This window comes from Streptomyces sp. NPDC029044 (genome assembly GCF_040637495.1).
GTDB lineage: Bacteria > Actinomycetota > Actinomycetes > Streptomycetales > Streptomycetaceae > Streptomyces.
Genome location: NZ_JBEZWN010000020.1, coordinates 1 through 16,003 on the forward strand (window position 1 = coordinate 1; position 16,003 = coordinate 16,003).

Sequence of the window (16,003 nt, forward strand, 5' to 3'; positions counted from 1 at the left end):
CACCTCAAGGGACTGGCCGAGAAGTCGATGAAGACCGGGCACGAGGATGCCGCCGAGCACGGGCTGCGCATCGCCAAGCTGATCAGGGCCTGACCACGAGCGGGCGCGTGTGCGCGGCATCGAGGACGGCGGCTGCCTGCTCGTCCGCCCCGGCGGACACATCGCGTGGCGCGCCCGCTTCGGCCCCGATCCGGACGCCCTTCTCGACGCCGTCGCCCGCACGCTCGGGATTCCCGTCCCCCATGACGGCCGGGCCACCGGAAAGACCTTCGCCACCGCAGCTCACTGACCATCCCCGACAACCTGAGGACCTGAGGAGAAACCACATGAGCCGCCTCACATCGCTGGGCTATGTCGTCGTCCGCGGTTCACTCGACGAGTGGGCCCGCTTCGCCACCAAGACCATCGGCGCACAGCCCGCGCCGTCCGCCGCGGGCGAACTGCGCCTGCGACTCGACGAGTACGCGTACCGCATCCTCATCGAGGACGGCGAGCCCGCGGGCCCCGCGTCCCTGGTGGCACTGGGCTTCACCGTCCCGGACGCGGCCGCGCTCGCCGACCTGGAAACCCACCTGGCATCCCGTGGCGTCACGGTCCGCGAGGACGAGGACCTGCGAGCCCGCCGGGGCGTCGAGGGACTGCGGATCTTCTCCGACCCCGAAGGCAACACGATCGAGGCCGTCCACGGCCTGCCGCTCGCCGACACCCCCTTCACCTCCCCGCTGGGCTCCCGTTTCGTCACCGGTGACCTGGGAGTCGGGCACGCCTTCATGAACAGTGCGGGCGACGCACGCGAGGCGGCCGAGTTCTACCAGCGCGAGCTGGGCTTCAAGCTGAGCGACACGATTTCCATGGCCGAGCTCGGAGTGGACGGGGACGGCTACTTCCTGCACTGCAACCCCCGGCATCACTCCATCGGCTTCGGCCGCGGCATCGGCCCCACCCCGGGGATGGATCACCTCATGCTCGAAGTCTCCGACCTCACCACCGTCGGCCGCGTCATGAACATGATCAACGACGATCCCGACCACATCATCGTCACGCTCGGCGAGCACACCAACGACCACATGACCTCGTTCTACGTGACCACGCCGTCCGGTTTCCAGATCGAGTACGGCTGCAACGGTCTGGTGGTCGACGACGACACCTGGCAGGCCACCCACTACGACGCGATCAGCACCTGGGGCCACAAGTACATCCCGGCCGGCGCCTGAACCGCCGCCCGGGACGAAAGGAAAGCCATGCCCGCAACCGAGGCCCTGACCGAAGCGGCGACCAGCAGGTACCTGCAGACGGCCAAGTGGAAGCTGCACTACAACGAGGCCGGTGACGGTCACCCGCTGATCCTGCTGCACGGCGGGGGAGCCGGCGCCAGCGGCTGGAGCAACTACTCCCGCAACATCCCCGCCCTGGCGCGCCACTACCGTGTGTTCGCCTTCGACATGCCCGGCTGGGGCAAGAGCGACACCGCCGTGCCGGGCGACCGTGACCACGTGGAGGCGCTGGAACTGGCACTGGACGCGCTCGAGCTGGACCAGGTCGCCATCGTCGGCAACTCGCTGGGCGGAAGGACGGCGCTCCGGTTCGCGGCGCACCATCCCGAGCGCGTCAGCCACCTGATCCCGATGGGCGCCCCCGCCCCGGGGGTCAACGTGCTCGGCCCGTCCAACGACAAGACGGACGGAATCCTCCCCTTGGTGCGCGCCTACTTCGACCCGTCGCCGGCGAACTTCCAGGCGATGGTCGCGGCGTTCGCGTACGACCCGGCGCTCGCCGAGGATGCCGACCTCGCCCGCCGGCGGTCGGAGGCCGCGCTCGCCCGCCCCGACCATCTGGAGAACATGAGGCTCTCGCTACCCAGCGGGGACCTCAACGGCCCGCCGCAGCTGTTCCAGGCCCTGCCGCCGCTGCTGGCCGAGCTCACCGTGCCCACGCTGATCGTGCAGGGGCGGAACGACCGCGCGGTCCACTTCGAGAACGCGCTGCGGCTGATGGCGATGATTCCGTCCTCCCGGCTGTACCTCATCAACAACTGCGGCCACTGGGCGCAGATGGAACACTCCGAGGAGTTCAACCGCGTCGTGCACGAGTTCATCGCCGCACACTGACCCCCTCGAAACGGCGGCCCGCACCATCGTGCGGGCCGCCGCCCGTTCCTGCCGGAACCCCGGGCGGCGTCCTGGAACCGACTGGGCGGTCCCGGCGCCGCCGACGCGTACACGCCGCTGCGGGTGAAGGAAATCTGCCAAGCGACCGGCCGGGCAACCGAGCCACCGGGTCGGCATCGGCTTCGTCCCCTTCATCCCCTCGTCGGCGGCTTCCTCTCCGGCAAGGTGTCGGCCAACCACACCTACACCGGGGACGACATCCGCCGGGTCATCACCCGCTTCCACCAGGACAACATCCGCGCGAACCAGCCCCTTGTGGACCTCCTCGCCGGCGCCGCGGAGCAGAACGGAGCCACTCGGCTGTCCACGATCTCCAGAGCGGGAGAGCGAAGTCGACCGCCCGCAGCACGTCCACCACTGTGCACTCGCGGTGCGGCAGATCGCGGCCCAGCACCAGCGCGACCTCGGCCTCCACCTGGGCTGCAGCAACCGTCCGGGCGGCACCCGGCCGCCGTCGGCCACCGCCACGTCGGCGAACAGCGCCTCGTAATCGGGCTGGTCCACGCCCAGTTGGCGTTGCACGGACACCGAAGTGAGGCCGATCTTGCGGCCCACGATCGGGCGGCCGGCGGCCTGGGCGCGCCGGACGTTCAGCTGCTGCACAGCGTACGCGATCTCCAGATCGCCGCCTTCGTCGAACAGCGTACGCACCGACGGACAAGCGGCCCCGGTACTGGCAGCCTCCGCCAGCAGGTCGGCTGCCTTTACCACCGCTGGTGGCACGGTGTCCGGGCTTGCGTTGTCGAGCCTGGTCGACACGGGTTACCTCCAGAGGGAGGCTCCGCGGCGATTGAGCTGCTCACGCTCTCCCCACTCAGGGCGGCGCCCACCTGAAAGACTGGCAGCGACCTCAGGGCTTCCTGCCCCACCGAAGCGGGACAGGCCGTTCTCAGACCGGGGATCTTGCTGGTCGAGCGCAGCCAGCACGGAAGTCGGATCGTCGATCAGATCGAACAGGCCGCTGGTCCGTCGTGCCCAGCGCTCTGGATCCTCTCGTTCCGCGAACACCGCGGCCGACCTGAACTGGTTCCGGCGATTGACCGGCAGTCTGTCAGCCAGGGACGCACCGAGCTGTCGGCCCAGGACGGCGCGCGCCGATGGCGGCCGCATGCAAAGGGCCGGCTTGCCGGTCGCCGGGACGGCGGTGTCGCTCGCGCCTTCAAGAGCCGCGACGGCATCGCGCACCCAGCCGTCATCCCGGGTGTCGGGCAGCGGAACCGCGATCCGCTGAACGCTGGCGATCGCGCTCCTCCCCAGTGCGAGCGAGAGCCCTCCCGAATCCTCGTGGTAGTTCAGGTAGCGGGCGACGTCGACGCCTGGCGGGCAGACCTCGTTGAGCACGACGTCGCCAACGAAGTTTGCGGGGGCGACGAGTCACCCCTCCCGCACCACAACGAATGACTTCAGACGGACCCGATACAGATAGAACTGGCTGCGCTGGTCGGCCTGGTCACGGATCCGACGCAGCATGTTGTGGACAGCGGCCTCGTACGTGCTGACGTGGAGGGCCTTGCCCCGCTGGCGCGCGGCCCAAGCGGCAACCCGCTGCTCTCCGCCCATCATCCTGCGCATCTCGGGAGTCAAGACGGCTGCCGGGTCGAAGTCCCGCGTCGGCCAGTCCGCCTGCGTGCTCGTGTGGTACCAGAAGAACCGCGCTACCCGGTCGTCGTCGAGCGCCGGGTCACCGGGGTCGACCGTCACCCAGGGCGAGTCCTCGTGCTCACACGTCAGGCAGCAGCCGGGGCAGGTTTCCTCCCCCTGCTCCCACCTATCGATCCAGCCCAGATTGACGCGCCACCGATGATCACAGCGCCCACAGAGCATCTGCCGCTCGCGCGAGAAGTCGATCCGTCGTTCCACGGCACCATTCCCCGGAAGCATCCGACGGAGAACCAGCCTCAGCCGAGGCCTCGAAACCGCCGGAACTCCGCTTCCGCGGCATCTGCTTAGGCGCGGAGCAGATCGACGATCTGCCCTGCGAACCTGCTGGGATCCTCGGAACACAGCTCAGCAGCGCAGCGAACGCCGTGCCACTTGCCCGCGAAGGCCATCTCGGCGTTGAGCCGGGATTCGGACATAGCAGCGAGAGAACTGCTCACGCTTCAACACTAACGACCTCGTGCACGGTTGGCCGTGGCTCGTCGAGAGTTGCCGTTCTGACAGTGGTCACGCTTGAACGCCGCGGGATTGAGCGGCGTTCTGCTGGTGTGAGAGCAGTCCAGCGACGGCTTGGACGATGTCGCTCATGTGCTCGCGACGGCCAAGATGGCGGGCAAGAGCCCGCCAGTTCTTCAAGCGCGCGATGCCATGCTCGACGCGGATACGCCGTGAAGAGTGCGCTATGCGCTGGAGTTCGTGCCGCTCCTCGTACCAGGCGGGAGCGTTCTTCTTGAACTTGCGGTGTGGTGGTGTGACCACCCGTCCGCCGGTCTGCGCGCCCATACCCTGATAGCCGGCGTCCGCGAGGATCTCCATGAACGGGCCGTCGGCCAGGAGCTTGACCAGTCCGAGCTGCCGGGCCTGGGTGATGTCGGCGCAACTGCCTGGCCGGACCGGGCTGCAGTACAGCAGCCGCCCTTCGGCGTCCGTGAGGACCATGGCCTTCACGGCGTTCTGCTTGGTCTTGCCGGAGACGAACTTGTCCCGGTCCTTGCGGCCTGCGGCCGGGCGCCGCACACGGAACTCCGTGCCATCGATGATCCCGGTCTGGCCGTCGGTACCCAGGTGCTCGATGACCTCGGCGAGAGTGCACAGGCGGATGCCCGGAGCGACGGTGCAGCCCCGCTGCGCGAGCAGTGGCCGCACCTCGCCGATGGCGCGGGTGATGGTGGAGCGGTCTACGCCGAACCAGCAGGCCAGCAGTCATGAGTGGTGCCATGGCGCAGACTCACCAGTGTGGCCAGCAGCCGGTCGACGAAGACGAACTTGTGCTTCGCCCCGGCTCCTACAGCCCGCTGCCGCGGCCGAGCCGAGAGCCGAGCCTGATACTGCTCATGCCACAACGGCCCCACCTCAGCGATGAGTTCAGCGATCACCGTCGGCGACAGCCCAGTGACCCGGTCCTCCGCCACGATCAACTCACGCGCCCCAACCCCCACCATGCACGGTTCAACGAGCCACCTGAGCGACGAACCACGGCCAACCGTGCACGAGGTCGTTAGGCGGGTTCACTTATCACGCCTGAGGGTCTCTCACTGCGGGTTGTCACAGCCACTCATGGCGCCCATTTACGAGCGATTCACCACCCATTCGATGCACGTCTACGGAGAACCCACGCTGGATACGTCCCCGCCGTCGCATGTGTCAGTGCGGGCCTTGAGGCTGGCGGCGAGCCGGGCAGACCACTCGCGTTCGGCGATGACGAGGCCGCGCTCCAGCGTCTCGACGAGCACCGTCCGACTCACCGACACCACCGTCGGCTCGGTGCCCCAGGCGGGGCCGCCTCCCTCGCGTACCCGACAGGCAAGATGCACCCGGTCCCCATCGGGGAACGCGATAGCCGTCACCTCGTCGGTGCACTCTCCCCACTCCAGGAATTCACACCGCGCGAGTGCCTCCTCAGTCCCAAGTGAAGTCCCGGTACCGACATCGTCATACATCCAGCTCTCGGCGATGCGAAAGGACTCCGACGGCGAGGTGAACCCCTCCGGCGGCACAGTCGGTACATGGAAGCGACCGATCTCGTCCTTGAGCTTCGTGACCAGCAACGGCGGATAGAACGCGTTGTCCCTTGCGTTCACATGGAGCCCGCCGACGAAGACATCGACGCACAGCAGATACGGGTCCTGTTCGACGTGGAACTCCAAACCGAATCCGGTCCGCGACCCGAACATCATGGCGACCTCCCCAACAACGGCGCGACACCCATCACGACCCCCACCCTACTGATCCACTTTCGATGCACGCCCTGGTGCCGCATCAGGCCTGATTTGATGACGATCATGTTCAGCATTACCGTGTCACGGGCGCTCACCATTGCCGAAGTGACTGCCATATTCGTGGAATTGATCCCGCCTGGCCTGCAGTTGGTGGTGCAACCCCCCGGAGCCGATGTTCCGGACAACACGGGAAGCCTATGGGCAAGTCTGGAGCCCACCGATGATCCGGCATGGCCACTCGGTCTTGTGGTGCATCTATGCGAGTGTGACCTCGGGCCATACCCTGATCTGCGCCTCGCGGAGCACATCGGAGATCGACTCGGCATGGACGTCTTGTGCGGCGTCGATCCATCCCTCGTCGATGTCGACCCCCAGGATCCGTACTACCGCCTGGCGCTGGTCGGCGGCCGGTGGTACCTGGCCAGCACTGCCTACACGCGGCTCATGGGACCGTACCTCACCCGTGACGCCGACGGATTCCGGGAGGAGCTGGGGAACGAACCCGTCAAGCTGATCCGGCCGGTCGTGGTCGACACCCGCTGAGCCATGAACGACGGCGCCCCCTGGTCATGAGCCACAGACAAGGTTGCTGACCAGGATGGTCCCCGTGAGCGCAAAGAGCAGACGGCATGGCTGAGTTGTGATGTGGCGCTTCAGCAGCGAACGGGCCGCCATGGGCACCACTCAGGCCAGCTCCTCCGACACGACGTCGGTGGCCCGGCCCCGCGCGTTCGTGGCGGTGATCGAGACAGCGTCGAAGGCGGCGTGCCGGGCGACCTCGAACGGGATACGACGACCATCGACGAGCGTGACCAAGTCGGGATCGTCGGCGTCTGTGAACGACTGCCGCTCATTCTCCCAGTCGATGTTGTAGCCGCCCCAGATGACCAGCTCGAAGGTGTCCTTGCCATCAGCATCGACATACACCTGGTCGGCACGGCGAGTACGCAGGCTGTCGTCGTCCCAGCTGTCACAGAACATCGCCTCATAGCCATGCACCGCGCCATCGAACAGCAGAATCTGCTGCCCCGACTCGGTGACCGCGTACACCAGCGCGGGCAAGTCGTCACCGACGATCAGCCCCTCGAACCGCTCCCCGTAGTAGCGCAGTTGGAAGAGAGCCTGGCTGTCCCTGGAGCGCATCCGTCCCGCCCAGCCGGCCTCCAGCACTCCCGCCCAGTGGCCCAGGGCGCGCTGTCGTCACGGACACGGACATGCCATTCGGCAACACCGGATCCGTCCGGCAGGCACTCTCGTGAACAGAGCTGGTGCCCCGAGCGCCAACCCGCACGTGTTCAGACATGCTCGGCATCGTAGGTAATTCTGGACGCTCCAATCACGTACCCGTGAGCTTCGCAGCGGAGTTCAGTAAGCGACTACGTGGTTCTGCTGAGACGGGCATCTGCCGATGGGTTCTGCGCAGCGGCACCCAAGCAAGCGTCGTGCCTGGGCCCGGCTCCACCGCGCCCCGAAGAGATCAGAGAACACTCGAGTCGATCCTGTCTGATCCCGTCTCGCCCAGGCTTGGCGCTGTTTGTGTCCTGCGGGCACACCATGCCCGGCAGTGCTAAGAGCGACCGGCAGTAGGCCGTGCACTGCTGGGAAACTGACTCGGTCGCCACGAAGCGAGCAAGAGCTCACATGATCACGGGAGTGTTGACGCTCGGTGACTGCGAAGACCTCTTATCCGTTTTGCGTAATCTCTGTCCCGAGCGCGTCATCCCATGCCTCGGCGGCGGCAAGATTGACGTCCTCATGAAACGAATCCTTGACCGATCACCGGCCTCGGCATCCCGTGTCTTGCTCCGCGGCCCAGGTCCTCAGCCGGGTGACGGCCTCTTCCCGTGACAGCGGGCCGCGTTCGAGATGCAGATCTTGTAGATAGCGAGTGGCCGCACCGATCAGTGGGCCTGGAGATAGGTCGAGCAGCTCCATGATCGCCTTACCGTCCAGAGCCACCGGGACGTGGGGAAGCCTCCTGTATTTCTCGACCTCCGCGGCGGCACGCACTGTTCTCTCCTGCTCCGCCAGGTGCTCCTGATGCCACTCGTCGTAGGTCGCCGCCCATCGAGCAGTCCGGCCGGCCGACTGCCAGCCGTCCATGTCCTGTTCCCAGCCAAGCCCCACCTCCAGGAAGAGGTCGTGGTACCTCGCCCGCTCAGAGCTGCTCGGAACGACATCGAGCAGGGCGAGAGCGGCATTGATCGGCCAGTCTTCCCGTGGACCGGTGAAGTCCCAGGTATGGGCCGGACCCCATACCTTCGCGCCGGTACGCCATACGGCAGCGGTCTGGTACCCGTCCCCTCCGTGGAAGTCTGCCTCCACGTGAGCGATCGGCCCGCCCCGGGACCAGTAGCTCAAGGTCTGCTCGAATGCCGGCGACGTTACCGTGAATGGTTGACCGGGCCCGGCGCCATCCTGATCGGAAAGCGCAGTCAGCTCCTCGAGGAGCTGTGTGGTGACAGGCACCAGCCCCATGCGCTGTCGGAGCGGGGCGACGGCCGTTTCCCGAATCCCGGCAGTCTGGCTCCTGAGCAGGTCGAAACTTCCAATGACGGCGTTGAGCTCGTACGACATTCCCGCAGGGTAGCCGCACAGCAGCCACACAGAGGTTCGATTACCGCGGCCGGACGGTGGTTCAGTCGAACTACGCAATCCACTACTGAATTTCCCGGTCTGGGTGGCCGAGAGCCCCTGTGGCGCATGTACCGGCGCTTATTGTGCCATCCGGATCGAGGCAGATCGGAAGGCGAGTTGCCCGGGAGGTGCCCAGGCGTCGGACGCGTAGATGTCTGCCCGTGACCCACGGCGCGTATGAGCTTCCGCCGCTCTCGTGGCGAGCGGTCGTCCGGCTCGAGGACACAGCAGCTGTAGATGGCTGCCGCCGAGCTTTCTGACCGTGTCGTGGTGTCGGCTGCACCGGCGAGGCCTGCGCTGTCGCCACCTTTAGGAGGGAGAACCCGATGTCCGATCATCTGATCGAGGACCTGGTCGCGGACTCGATTCGCATCCTGGACAGTCATGCCGAGGCGGGCGACCCCCGTGTCCGGGACTGGTACTCGGCGCTGTACCGCTTCCAGAGCGGGTTCGACTGCTCGTTCACGCACTTCCGCGTCATGGACATCCTGCTGCGTCGCAGGTACACGTACCGCTTCCCGGTCTCCCTGCACCCCGACTACGCCGAGCGGTCCGCGTACTTCGACGCGCTGACGGAGTTCACCGCGTTGCGTACGTTCGACGAGGACGCCCCCGACTTCGATGGCCACGAGTCCTGGCTCGAAGACGGCTACGTCGAACCGCCGTACCTCTACTGCGACGCCGGCACCGAACTCTGGCGGCGCATGGCGGCCGTCGGCGAACTTCACGGCCCCGACGCCGCTCCGCCCCGCCGCACCCGGATGATCGAAGTCGTCCGTGAGGTCGCCGTCGCCGCTGAGAAGGAGCAGGACCGCGAACTCATCGGACTCTGGTACGGGTTCGGCTGCGAGGCCCTTCTCGGCGGCCCCGCGGGATGCCCCTTCGATGTCTCCGAACTCGCCGACATGCCCGCCGTACGGGACCTGCGCACCATCGTCCGCCGCACCGACGCCCTACCCGTCGCACAAGGGTCGCCCTACGCGGTTCCCGTGGAGTTCGCCGATCACCACGACCTCGAAGCCTGGTGGTGGGAGCTTTAGATCGTGTACGGACCGAGAACGTCAACGGACGTCGGCCTGGGCCGTAAGCCTGTTCAGTTCTCCGTCGGCGAGCAAGCGGCGAGTCCATCGAGCAGGTCCAGCCCGACCTCGTCGTCCCCACCGCCAGGTGCAAGGGACTATACGTGTCTGGCGCCAGCGTCTACCGGGCCCTTGCCGAGCACGAGAAGAAGGAGGTGTGCCCCGAAGCCGTCGAGCAGGTACACGCAGACTTCACCGCCCTCAGACCGGTCCCCCCCTTGCCGATACTGACTGTTCCGTTGGTCCGTAAGGACGTAGGTTTTCCCAGGCCCACGACATTACGGAGGGCGGGACGACTGGAGACACCTTTGCGGGACAGTTTTTCCGATGGATTCTTTACGCGGCTGGCACACGAAACGCATCCGGTGGACCTGATGTGTCTCTATCTGCTGCATGGCTCGGTCGAACGGATCCCTGGCCTGTTGGCTGATCGGGACACGCTGTCGTTCAAGCACCTGAGTCAGCGTGTCCGGGCCGTGGACCGCCGGAGCTATGACGACGCGGACACGTTCTCACTTTGCATCAAGGAGAAGGTCCGCGGGCGGCTGTACGGCTTGGAGTTCAGAATCTATTTCATCGCCGGTGAGCCCTATGCCGACGCGGTGATTCCGTTCGGCGCCGCCGTCGACCTGCCCCGGTTCATACACCACTTTCGTGCGCACTACGCCTCTGGGGGAGCTCCGGGTGAGTGGGACTTCGACGTGTACACCGATGTGCGTGATCTCCGCGAGAGTGCCGTGCTGTTCGGCAACCACCGCGAGGTCTGGTTCCAGGTCAACCGCGGCCCGGCGGTAACCGGCCGGTCCAAGCCGATTCCCTGGAGCCGGAGCCGACTGGTAACCGGCCGCCTGCACGGGAATCAGTTCGGGACGAATACCCAACTGCATGCGGGAGGAGTGACGTTCCCTGACAGCCTCGCCGCCGTCGAGGGCACCTCGGCCAAGGCCCGGGCGTACCGGCGGTATGTGGCCAGGCTGCGCGATCCTCTTCCCTTGCGGGCGGGGCGGCCGGCCCGCCCTGAGTTCGGCGCCAGGATGCGGTCGCGCTCGGTGAGCTGATCGATGCCCAGGACTCCGGCCTCAGCTCACAGGGGAGCGAGGGGCCGAAATCAGCCCTCTGCCCCGCTGCGGGCACCACGTGCCCATGGGACCCCTGCTACCGGAGTCAAACCCTGTCGGGCTGCCATGCGGGGGTGAAGTAAGTGACGAGCACGGGGTCTTCGGACGGAGCGTCTTGGCTGGTGCCGAGGACGATCTCGACCTGGGTGTGGGTGAGGAGGGCGGCGATCCCGTGGGAGTCGCCCTTCGGAACGCCGCGCGGTCGCGCAGTACTGCGTGCCTGTCGAGCATCTACCGGACCCAGGGCACTCGCCAAACGTGCCAAGGGCGAGGCGCACCCCGAAGCCCTCGAAATGGCACACGCCGACTTCGCCGCTCTCACCGACGGCGAAGTACCTGCCCCCCTGCACAGAGACCAAGGCCCTGACGGCATGCTGCGTTACTTGTCACTTCGTGACGGCTTCGGGAGAACAGGCCGTCCGGCAGTGGTGGAAAGAGTCAGCCTGCGGTGTTCCCGCGCCGGGGGCTGCGCAGGGCCTTCTCGGGGTACAACTGTGCGAACAGCGGCGTGGATTCGAAGGGGTACTCCACGCAGGTCTCCCCCACGAAGCACTGGGCGGCGTGCCGACGCATCCGGGGGCCGTAGGTCCCGTGGTCGATCAGGTCCGTGTAGGTCTGCCGTTTGCCCAGGTCCAGCAGACCCGCCGTGTCAGCCAGGTAGACGTCGAAGCCCGGGTACATGAGTCCCAGGTACGGCATGTCGTCCAGGTCGAGGGCGAACACCGGGTACTCGCCCTCCTCGTCCGGCTCGGTCACGGCCAGGATGCGCCGGGAGTCCGAGCCGCCGGGGAGGAGGAAGCACTCGGGAAAGTGCCCGGTCAGCCAGGAGAACTCCGTGCCCCAGAAGTCACCCATCTCGTCCGAGACCACCTGGTCCAGCGGCCGTGGCGCGAACCCTCCGTCCGGGGTGAACCACTGGTGGCGCTCCAGAAGGCTGGTGTCGTACGCCAGCCAGGCGCGCAGGCTCGGCGGAAGCGGGCGACCGGACGGGAACACGCTGTCAGCGAGTACGTCCTCGGGCATCGGCCGGGGGACGCCGCCCTCCACCCAGGGCACGTTCACGTGCGGCAGCAGATACGGCAGCGCGCTGGCCGTCGGATCACGCCGCACCACCTCGATGACCTGCTCGGTCAACGGCACTCCGTGCATGGGACTCACCTTCTGTTTCTGACTCTGTTCGTTCGTCATGGGGTTGGGGTTGGTCAGGCGAGGAAGGGGCGGATCCAGTCCGCGAACCGCCCGCCGAACTCCGCCTGCGCCACCGCGAGCACGGCGTCGGGGTCCTGCGCCACCGGCAGCCCGAAGTGCTGGTCGAGCCAGGCCACGTACTCGTCGTGGCAGTCGGTGTGCGGCTCGTCCTTGTCGCGGTAGAAGTAGGCCGTCTCGTGCTCGACGCTGATCTCCTCGTCGAAGCCGAGGAGTTGGAACAGCTCCCGCATGTTGCGGGCCACGACGTGCTCCCCGCCCTCGTCCCCGAAGACGACCACCGGCAGGGTCGCCAGGTCCTCCCGGTCGTCCAGACGCCACAGGGCGTAGAAGGAACCGCCACCGGTGGCCTGCGCGAAGGGGATGAGGCGACCGGTGAATTCCGGATCCTCAGACCAGGCCGACAGGCCGGAGGTGTTCCCGTATTCAGTCAGACCGAATCCCTGAGCGAAATTCTCGTAACCTACCCTGTCCTGGAAATCTTTGAGTAGGTTGAGTTCTGCGACGGGTGAGTATGTACTGTGCACTGCGTCTCCGAGTGAGTTAAGAAGAAGGGTGGGGAAGTCGTGTCGGATACTTTTCTGGTGGCTGCGCGCATTCCGATGTCACGGGATGGTTTCGAGGCGTGGCTGAGCACGCCGATACCGGATGTGAGCAGGATCGCCAACCCGGCCGACATGTTCGACGGGTGGTGCTGGAACGGTGAGCGTGCGGACCGGGAATGGGATTCCGTGGGCAGTGGAACAACGCCACGGGAATTCTTCTCCGAGGCGATCGAGAAGGCCTGTTCCGGTGCATCCCAGGACGGTTGCCTCGTGTTGTATCGCGAGGGCGCGCTGGAGGCCTATCTGTTCCACTTCGGCTATAAACAGTGGAACGTCCACACCGCCTTGCTCATGTTCGCCGGCGTCGGCGAGTTCAAGTCCGAGGCCGCCGAGGACACCGTGTTGTTCTGGGCCGAGACCGGCGGCAACCTCTGGGCTGCCGACGACACGGGGTGGCTCGCGGTGCTGTCGGTCGGCACGAGCGAGGCACGGTTCGTCTCCGAACGGGACCTGACGGACACGGTTGCCGGTCTGCGACCGGTCGAGAGCCGGTTCTTCGACATGATCGAGCGGCTGGGTGAGGAGGAGGAGTCCTGGGACTGGGAGTCGGGGCGCGACTTCCGCACGGACACACCCATGGACTCGGCCTTCGTGGATCCCGCGGTGCTGGAACAGCCCGGTCCTCGGTAGCGGAGCGGGCGGTCCGGGCGACCGACGTCGCCGGACTGCGGACGGAGCCAACCGGCCGGATCCGCCATGACGCCACCGGACCCGCTGCGACGCCGTACGGCCGGACTGCCCTTCCTGTCGTCGCCTCGCGCGGGTTCGGCGACCACCCGTCGGACTCCGGCTACGGCGAGCTCGACCGAGCGGCGCAATCGCCACGGCGGAGACCCGAGGAGCGGGTCGGACGGCCTCGCCGTGGGGCGAGAGGAAGACAGGCTCGGTGGTCTGGTGCTGCCCGGTGGGCGGGATTGCCGTACCGGTGGGGCTGTCGCCGCTGTGGTGGAGTTCATGGATGTCCGTGTCGGTTCAGTGCTTTGGGGAAGGTGGTCCGGCTCGGACCGGGTGCGGCATCCCCGGGGGTGGTTGCCGCACCCGGCGAGGGGGTGCGGGCCCGGGGGGGGGGAAGGCCGCCGCACCCGGCGTACGGGCCGTTCAGTGGCCCGGGTCATGCGTCAGCGCCACCACCGCCTGGCCACCCTTCGGCTCCTCGAAGCGTGGGCGTCGCCCTCCCGGGCCCGTCCCAGGCTCCCGTGGTACGGGTCGGCGGCCGGTTCAGGTGGCAGGAGCACACCAGCGGCATACGACCGACACCGCCCGGTGGCCCAAAGGACCCACGCGGAGCGGGCACGCGGATCTTTCCGGCGTACGCCGAGTCAAGCCCCCTGCCATCACCGACACATCCGGAGAACCACGTAACCGGGATACGTATTACAGGCCGGGCGTCGCCTCAGATCTCTGTCCTCGCACGAATGGCGCCGAACGTCACCGGCACATGTGGGGGTTTCCCCAATGCTCGCGCCCCGACCGGAGCGCATGATCGATTTGCCCGTACGGCTCTGATCGCACGCCCCCCCGGAGAGCAGTGCCGTACGGGCTGCTTGGCGTCCGACCAACGGGGCGTACCGTGGCTGCCCGGCATGCTGGACGGGCGGAACTCGACTGTTCCGTGGCCGACTCGGCGGATCGGTAGGAAGCATCTGCGGTGCGGAAGGCAACTCAGCAGACGAGAGGCCTGATCGTCGGCTCGCCGCCGCCCCCTCACCCACGAAGTCCTGGACGAACTCCCCGAAGGCAAGGTCGTCGAACACCTCCGCAGCGTCCTCGTCGTCACCGAAGTCCTGCCGAAACGCGACGAGCAGACGGTCCTCCTCGAACGGCATGTGAAGAACCTCGTCACCTCCTACGCGACCGTCGAGGAACGGAGAATCCTGCTCCGGTACTCGACCCGGGACCTCCTGCGACGGCTTCGCCGCCACAGCCGAGGCAAGGGCACCACGCACTGCCAGCTCCAGGTCGCGAGGCAACATCTGCGGGCGGCCGTCTCTCTCCTGAACTGGCTCACGAGCCACAACCTGGCCCTTGCCACCGGCCGCCGGACCGACCTTGAGCGCTGGACGACCAGCGGCGACGCCCGTCTTCGCCAGGAGGCAGGCCATTTCGTGCCCCGGGCCCTCTCCCAGAGGATCGCCCGCGATCTCACCGTCCCGGCCGAGCGATGCAACGGCCCCTCCCCGTCGATTGACATCGAGGCCCGCTGGGCCGGCGCCCGCCGCCTGCTGCACGACGACACTCAAGTCCGAAGACCGCCTTGCCGGGCCGCTGTTGCTCCTCCATGCCGGATGGCCCGCAGCGCTCTCCCGCCTCACCGCCGAACGCATCGAGGCGACGGAGGCAGCCGTCCGCATCCGCCCCGGCGCCGTCCCGGTCGACCTGCCCGCACCCATCGCATACCTGTCCCTCCAACAGGCCGAAGTTCGCCGCAGCCATGCCGTCATCGGCTGGACAGACTCGCCCTGGTTCTTCCCCGGAGGCCGACCCGGCCGCCCGAGCAGTGCCTGGGCCATGGGCGAACGGCTCCGTAAACTCGGCATCCGGATCTTGGTAAGCCGCTCGACCGCCCTGTTCCAGCTCGCCACCGACCTGCCCGCCGCGGTCTTGCCCGCATCCTCGGCATCGACGTCACCGCCGCCGTCAGATGGCAGCGGGCCGCCGCCGGAGACTGGGGCGTCCTCAAAGCCGAGATCAGTCTACGAGGCACCCGCCACCAGCAAGGCGAAGACGCACATGCCCCTTGACGACCGGCGCACCTGGGCGCTGCTCAGGCAACTCGACGACCCAGACCACCTGGAGTTCCCCCGCGGCTACGACCACACGGCCACTCGAGCACTGCTTGAGCAGCTCGCGTCCCGTCTGGGCCAGCGGTTCCAGTGCACGTGCTCAGTTGATCGAGGCGTCGAGGACGCAAGCCACCACGGAACGATCGTGATCCCGCAGGGCTCAACCCACAGCGGGGAACACATCACGGTAACCGTCAGCAACTTCGGGAACCTGGCGGCTGTCACGCTCGGCAATCCTGGAAACTACGCCGAGGAAGAGGAGAACGTCCTCTTCGAGACTGCTGACCGGCACCGCATCGACGGCGAACTCGAAGCACTCGGCTACGTCTCCGTCTCCGGGCACCTGCTCTGGACTCCCTACGACGACGTCAGCAACCTCGGATCCCACTACTCCAAGTACCCACCGAGGTGGTGGACCCGCTTCTTCGACTACCTGTGACCAGCGTTTCGGAACCGCCCTGGCCGAGGACTTCCAAGAGTTCCCAAACCCGACTCCACCATCAGACACCAGCGACTCCGGATTCCGCGC

At 67.0% G+C, this 16,003-nt stretch carries 17 protein-coding genes and 2 pseudogenes; 8 read left to right on the forward strand and 11 right to left on the reverse strand.

Annotation, left to right across the window (positions count from 1 at the left end):
* The first annotated feature begins 109 nt into the window (after positions 1–109).
* The 3 genes from AB0E85_RS18275 to AB0E85_RS18285 are packed head-to-tail and all read left to right on the forward strand — an operon-like array spanning position 110 to position 2,108.
* Entirely contained in the window at positions 110–289 is a 180-nt protein-coding gene (locus AB0E85_RS18275) for a hypothetical protein (RefSeq protein ID WP_361927935.1), read from the forward strand.
* 37 nt (positions 290–326) lie between these two features.
* Complete coding sequence (locus tag AB0E85_RS18280; RefSeq protein WP_361927938.1) at positions 327–1,214, forward strand: VOC family protein; 888 nt, start codon at positions 327–329, stop codon at positions 1,212–1,214.
* Between the two features lie 27 nt (positions 1,215–1,241).
* Entirely contained in the window at positions 1,242–2,108 is an 867-nt protein-coding gene (locus tag AB0E85_RS18285; RefSeq protein ID WP_361927941.1) for an alpha/beta hydrolase, read from the forward strand.
* A gap of 350 nt (positions 2,109–2,458) precedes the next feature.
* Here AB0E85_RS18285 and AB0E85_RS18290 read toward each other — a convergent pair.
* The 7 genes and pseudogenes from AB0E85_RS18290 to AB0E85_RS18320 form a co-directional block, all read right to left on the reverse strand.
* Positions 2,459–2,927 (reverse strand): annotated as a pseudogene (locus AB0E85_RS18290) (2-keto-4-pentenoate hydratase); the annotation flags it as partial.
* 3 nt (positions 2,928–2,930) lie between these two features.
* Positions 2,931–3,509, reverse strand: a complete 579-nt coding sequence (locus AB0E85_RS18295; protein ID WP_361927943.1) for a hypothetical protein — start codon at positions 3,507–3,509, stop codon at positions 2,931–2,933.
* Positions 3,510–3,542: 33 nt separating this feature from the next.
* Entirely contained in the window at positions 3,543–4,028 is a 486-nt protein-coding gene (locus tag AB0E85_RS18300; protein ID WP_361927945.1) for a hypothetical protein, read from the reverse strand.
* Positions 4,029–4,114: 86 nt separating this feature from the next.
* Positions 4,115–4,267 (reverse strand): hypothetical protein, encoded by a 153-nt coding sequence (locus AB0E85_RS18305; RefSeq protein ID WP_361927948.1) that lies wholly within the window; start codon positions 4,265–4,267, stop codon positions 4,115–4,117.
* A 67-nt stretch (positions 4,268–4,334) separates the two neighbouring features.
* A complete protein-coding gene (locus AB0E85_RS18310; protein ID WP_361927950.1) occupies positions 4,335–4,973 on the reverse strand; it encodes a transposase family protein in 639 nt (212 codons plus the stop codon).
* A gap of 9 nt (positions 4,974–4,982) precedes the next feature.
* A pseudogene (locus AB0E85_RS18315) lies at positions 4,983–5,030 on the reverse strand (hypothetical protein); the annotation flags it as partial.
* 398 nt (positions 5,031–5,428) lie between these two features.
* On the reverse strand, positions 5,429–6,004 hold the full coding sequence (locus AB0E85_RS18320) for a hypothetical protein (protein WP_361927953.1): 576 nt from the start codon (positions 6,002–6,004) through the stop codon (positions 5,429–5,431).
* 96 nt (positions 6,005–6,100) lie between these two features.
* Between AB0E85_RS18320 and AB0E85_RS18325 the strand changes: the two genes are divergently transcribed.
* Positions 6,101–6,589 (forward strand): hypothetical protein, encoded by a 489-nt coding sequence (locus AB0E85_RS18325; protein ID WP_361927955.1) that lies wholly within the window; start codon positions 6,101–6,103, stop codon positions 6,587–6,589.
* Between the two features lie 141 nt (positions 6,590–6,730).
* On the opposite strand, the gene AB0E85_RS18330 is transcribed toward AB0E85_RS18325, so the two are convergent.
* Positions 6,731–7,216: a hypothetical protein gene (locus tag AB0E85_RS18330; protein WP_361927958.1), complete on the reverse strand. Its 486-nt coding sequence runs from the start codon at positions 7,214–7,216 to the stop codon at positions 6,731–6,733.
* Between the two features lie 606 nt (positions 7,217–7,822).
* A complete protein-coding gene (locus AB0E85_RS18335; protein ID WP_361927961.1) occupies positions 7,823–8,623 on the reverse strand; it encodes a hypothetical protein in 801 nt (266 codons plus the stop codon).
* A gap of 386 nt (positions 8,624–9,009) precedes the next feature.
* Here AB0E85_RS18335 and AB0E85_RS18340 point away from each other — a divergent pair, with 386 nt between their 5' ends.
* Both AB0E85_RS18340 and AB0E85_RS18345 read left to right on the forward strand, forming a co-directional pair.
* Positions 9,010–9,723, forward strand: a complete 714-nt coding sequence (locus tag AB0E85_RS18340; protein WP_361927964.1) for a hypothetical protein — start codon at positions 9,010–9,012, stop codon at positions 9,721–9,723.
* A gap of 413 nt (positions 9,724–10,136) precedes the next feature.
* A complete protein-coding gene (locus tag AB0E85_RS18345) occupies positions 10,137–10,820 on the forward strand; it encodes a hypothetical protein (protein ID WP_361927967.1) in 684 nt (227 codons plus the stop codon).
* Between the two features lie 498 nt (positions 10,821–11,318).
* Here AB0E85_RS18345 and AB0E85_RS18350 read toward each other — a convergent pair whose 3' ends face one another.
* Together AB0E85_RS18350 and AB0E85_RS18355 are read right to left on the reverse strand one after the other, a co-directional pair.
* Positions 11,319–12,029 (reverse strand): hypothetical protein, encoded by a 711-nt coding sequence (locus AB0E85_RS18350; protein ID WP_361927970.1) that lies wholly within the window; start codon positions 12,027–12,029, stop codon positions 11,319–11,321.
* A 53-nt stretch (positions 12,030–12,082) separates the two neighbouring features.
* Positions 12,083–12,613 (reverse strand): hypothetical protein, encoded by a 531-nt coding sequence (locus AB0E85_RS18355; RefSeq protein ID WP_361927973.1) that lies wholly within the window; start codon positions 12,611–12,613, stop codon positions 12,083–12,085.
* Between the two features lie 288 nt (positions 12,614–12,901).
* Here AB0E85_RS18355 and AB0E85_RS18360 point away from each other — a divergent pair, with 288 nt between their 5' ends.
* Positions 12,902–13,321, forward strand: coding sequence for a hypothetical protein (locus AB0E85_RS18360; RefSeq protein WP_361927975.1), 420 nt, complete (start codon positions 12,902–12,904; stop codon positions 13,319–13,321).
* Between the two features lie 1,878 nt (positions 13,322–15,199).
* The gene (locus AB0E85_RS18365; RefSeq protein WP_361927978.1) at positions 15,200–15,913 is read left to right on the forward strand and encodes a hypothetical protein; all 714 of its coding nucleotides are present in this window, start codon (positions 15,200–15,202) and stop codon (positions 15,911–15,913) included.
* Positions 15,914–16,003 lie beyond the last annotated feature (90 nt).

Bases quoted from the DNA above. Each gene is read 5' to 3' on its own strand.
- AB0E85_RS18335 (WP_361927961.1), bottom strand. From the start codon at position 8,623: ATGTCGTACGAGCTCAACGCCGTCATTGGAAGTTTCGACCTGCTCAGG.
- AB0E85_RS18365 (WP_361927978.1), top strand. From the start codon at position 15,200: ATGGGCGAACGGCTCCGTAAACTCGGCATCCGGATCTTGGTAAGCCGC.
- AB0E85_RS18320 (WP_361927953.1), bottom strand. From the start codon at position 6,004: ATGATGTTCGGGTCGCGGACCGGATTCGGTTTGGAGTTCCACGTCGAA.
- AB0E85_RS18325 (WP_361927955.1), top strand. From the start codon at position 6,101: ATGACGATCATGTTCAGCATTACCGTGTCACGGGCGCTCACCATTGCC.
- AB0E85_RS18340 (WP_361927964.1), top strand. From the start codon at position 9,010: ATGTCCGATCATCTGATCGAGGACCTGGTCGCGGACTCGATTCGCATC.
- AB0E85_RS18350 (WP_361927970.1), bottom strand. From the start codon at position 12,029: ATGCACGGAGTGCCGTTGACCGAGCAGGTCATCGAGGTGGTGCGGCGT.
- AB0E85_RS18345 (WP_361927967.1), top strand. From the start codon at position 10,137: ATGTGTCTCTATCTGCTGCATGGCTCGGTCGAACGGATCCCTGGCCTG.
- AB0E85_RS18285 (WP_361927941.1), top strand. From the start codon at position 1,242: ATGCCCGCAACCGAGGCCCTGACCGAAGCGGCGACCAGCAGGTACCTG.
- AB0E85_RS18280 (WP_361927938.1), top strand. From the start codon at position 327: ATGAGCCGCCTCACATCGCTGGGCTATGTCGTCGTCCGCGGTTCACTC.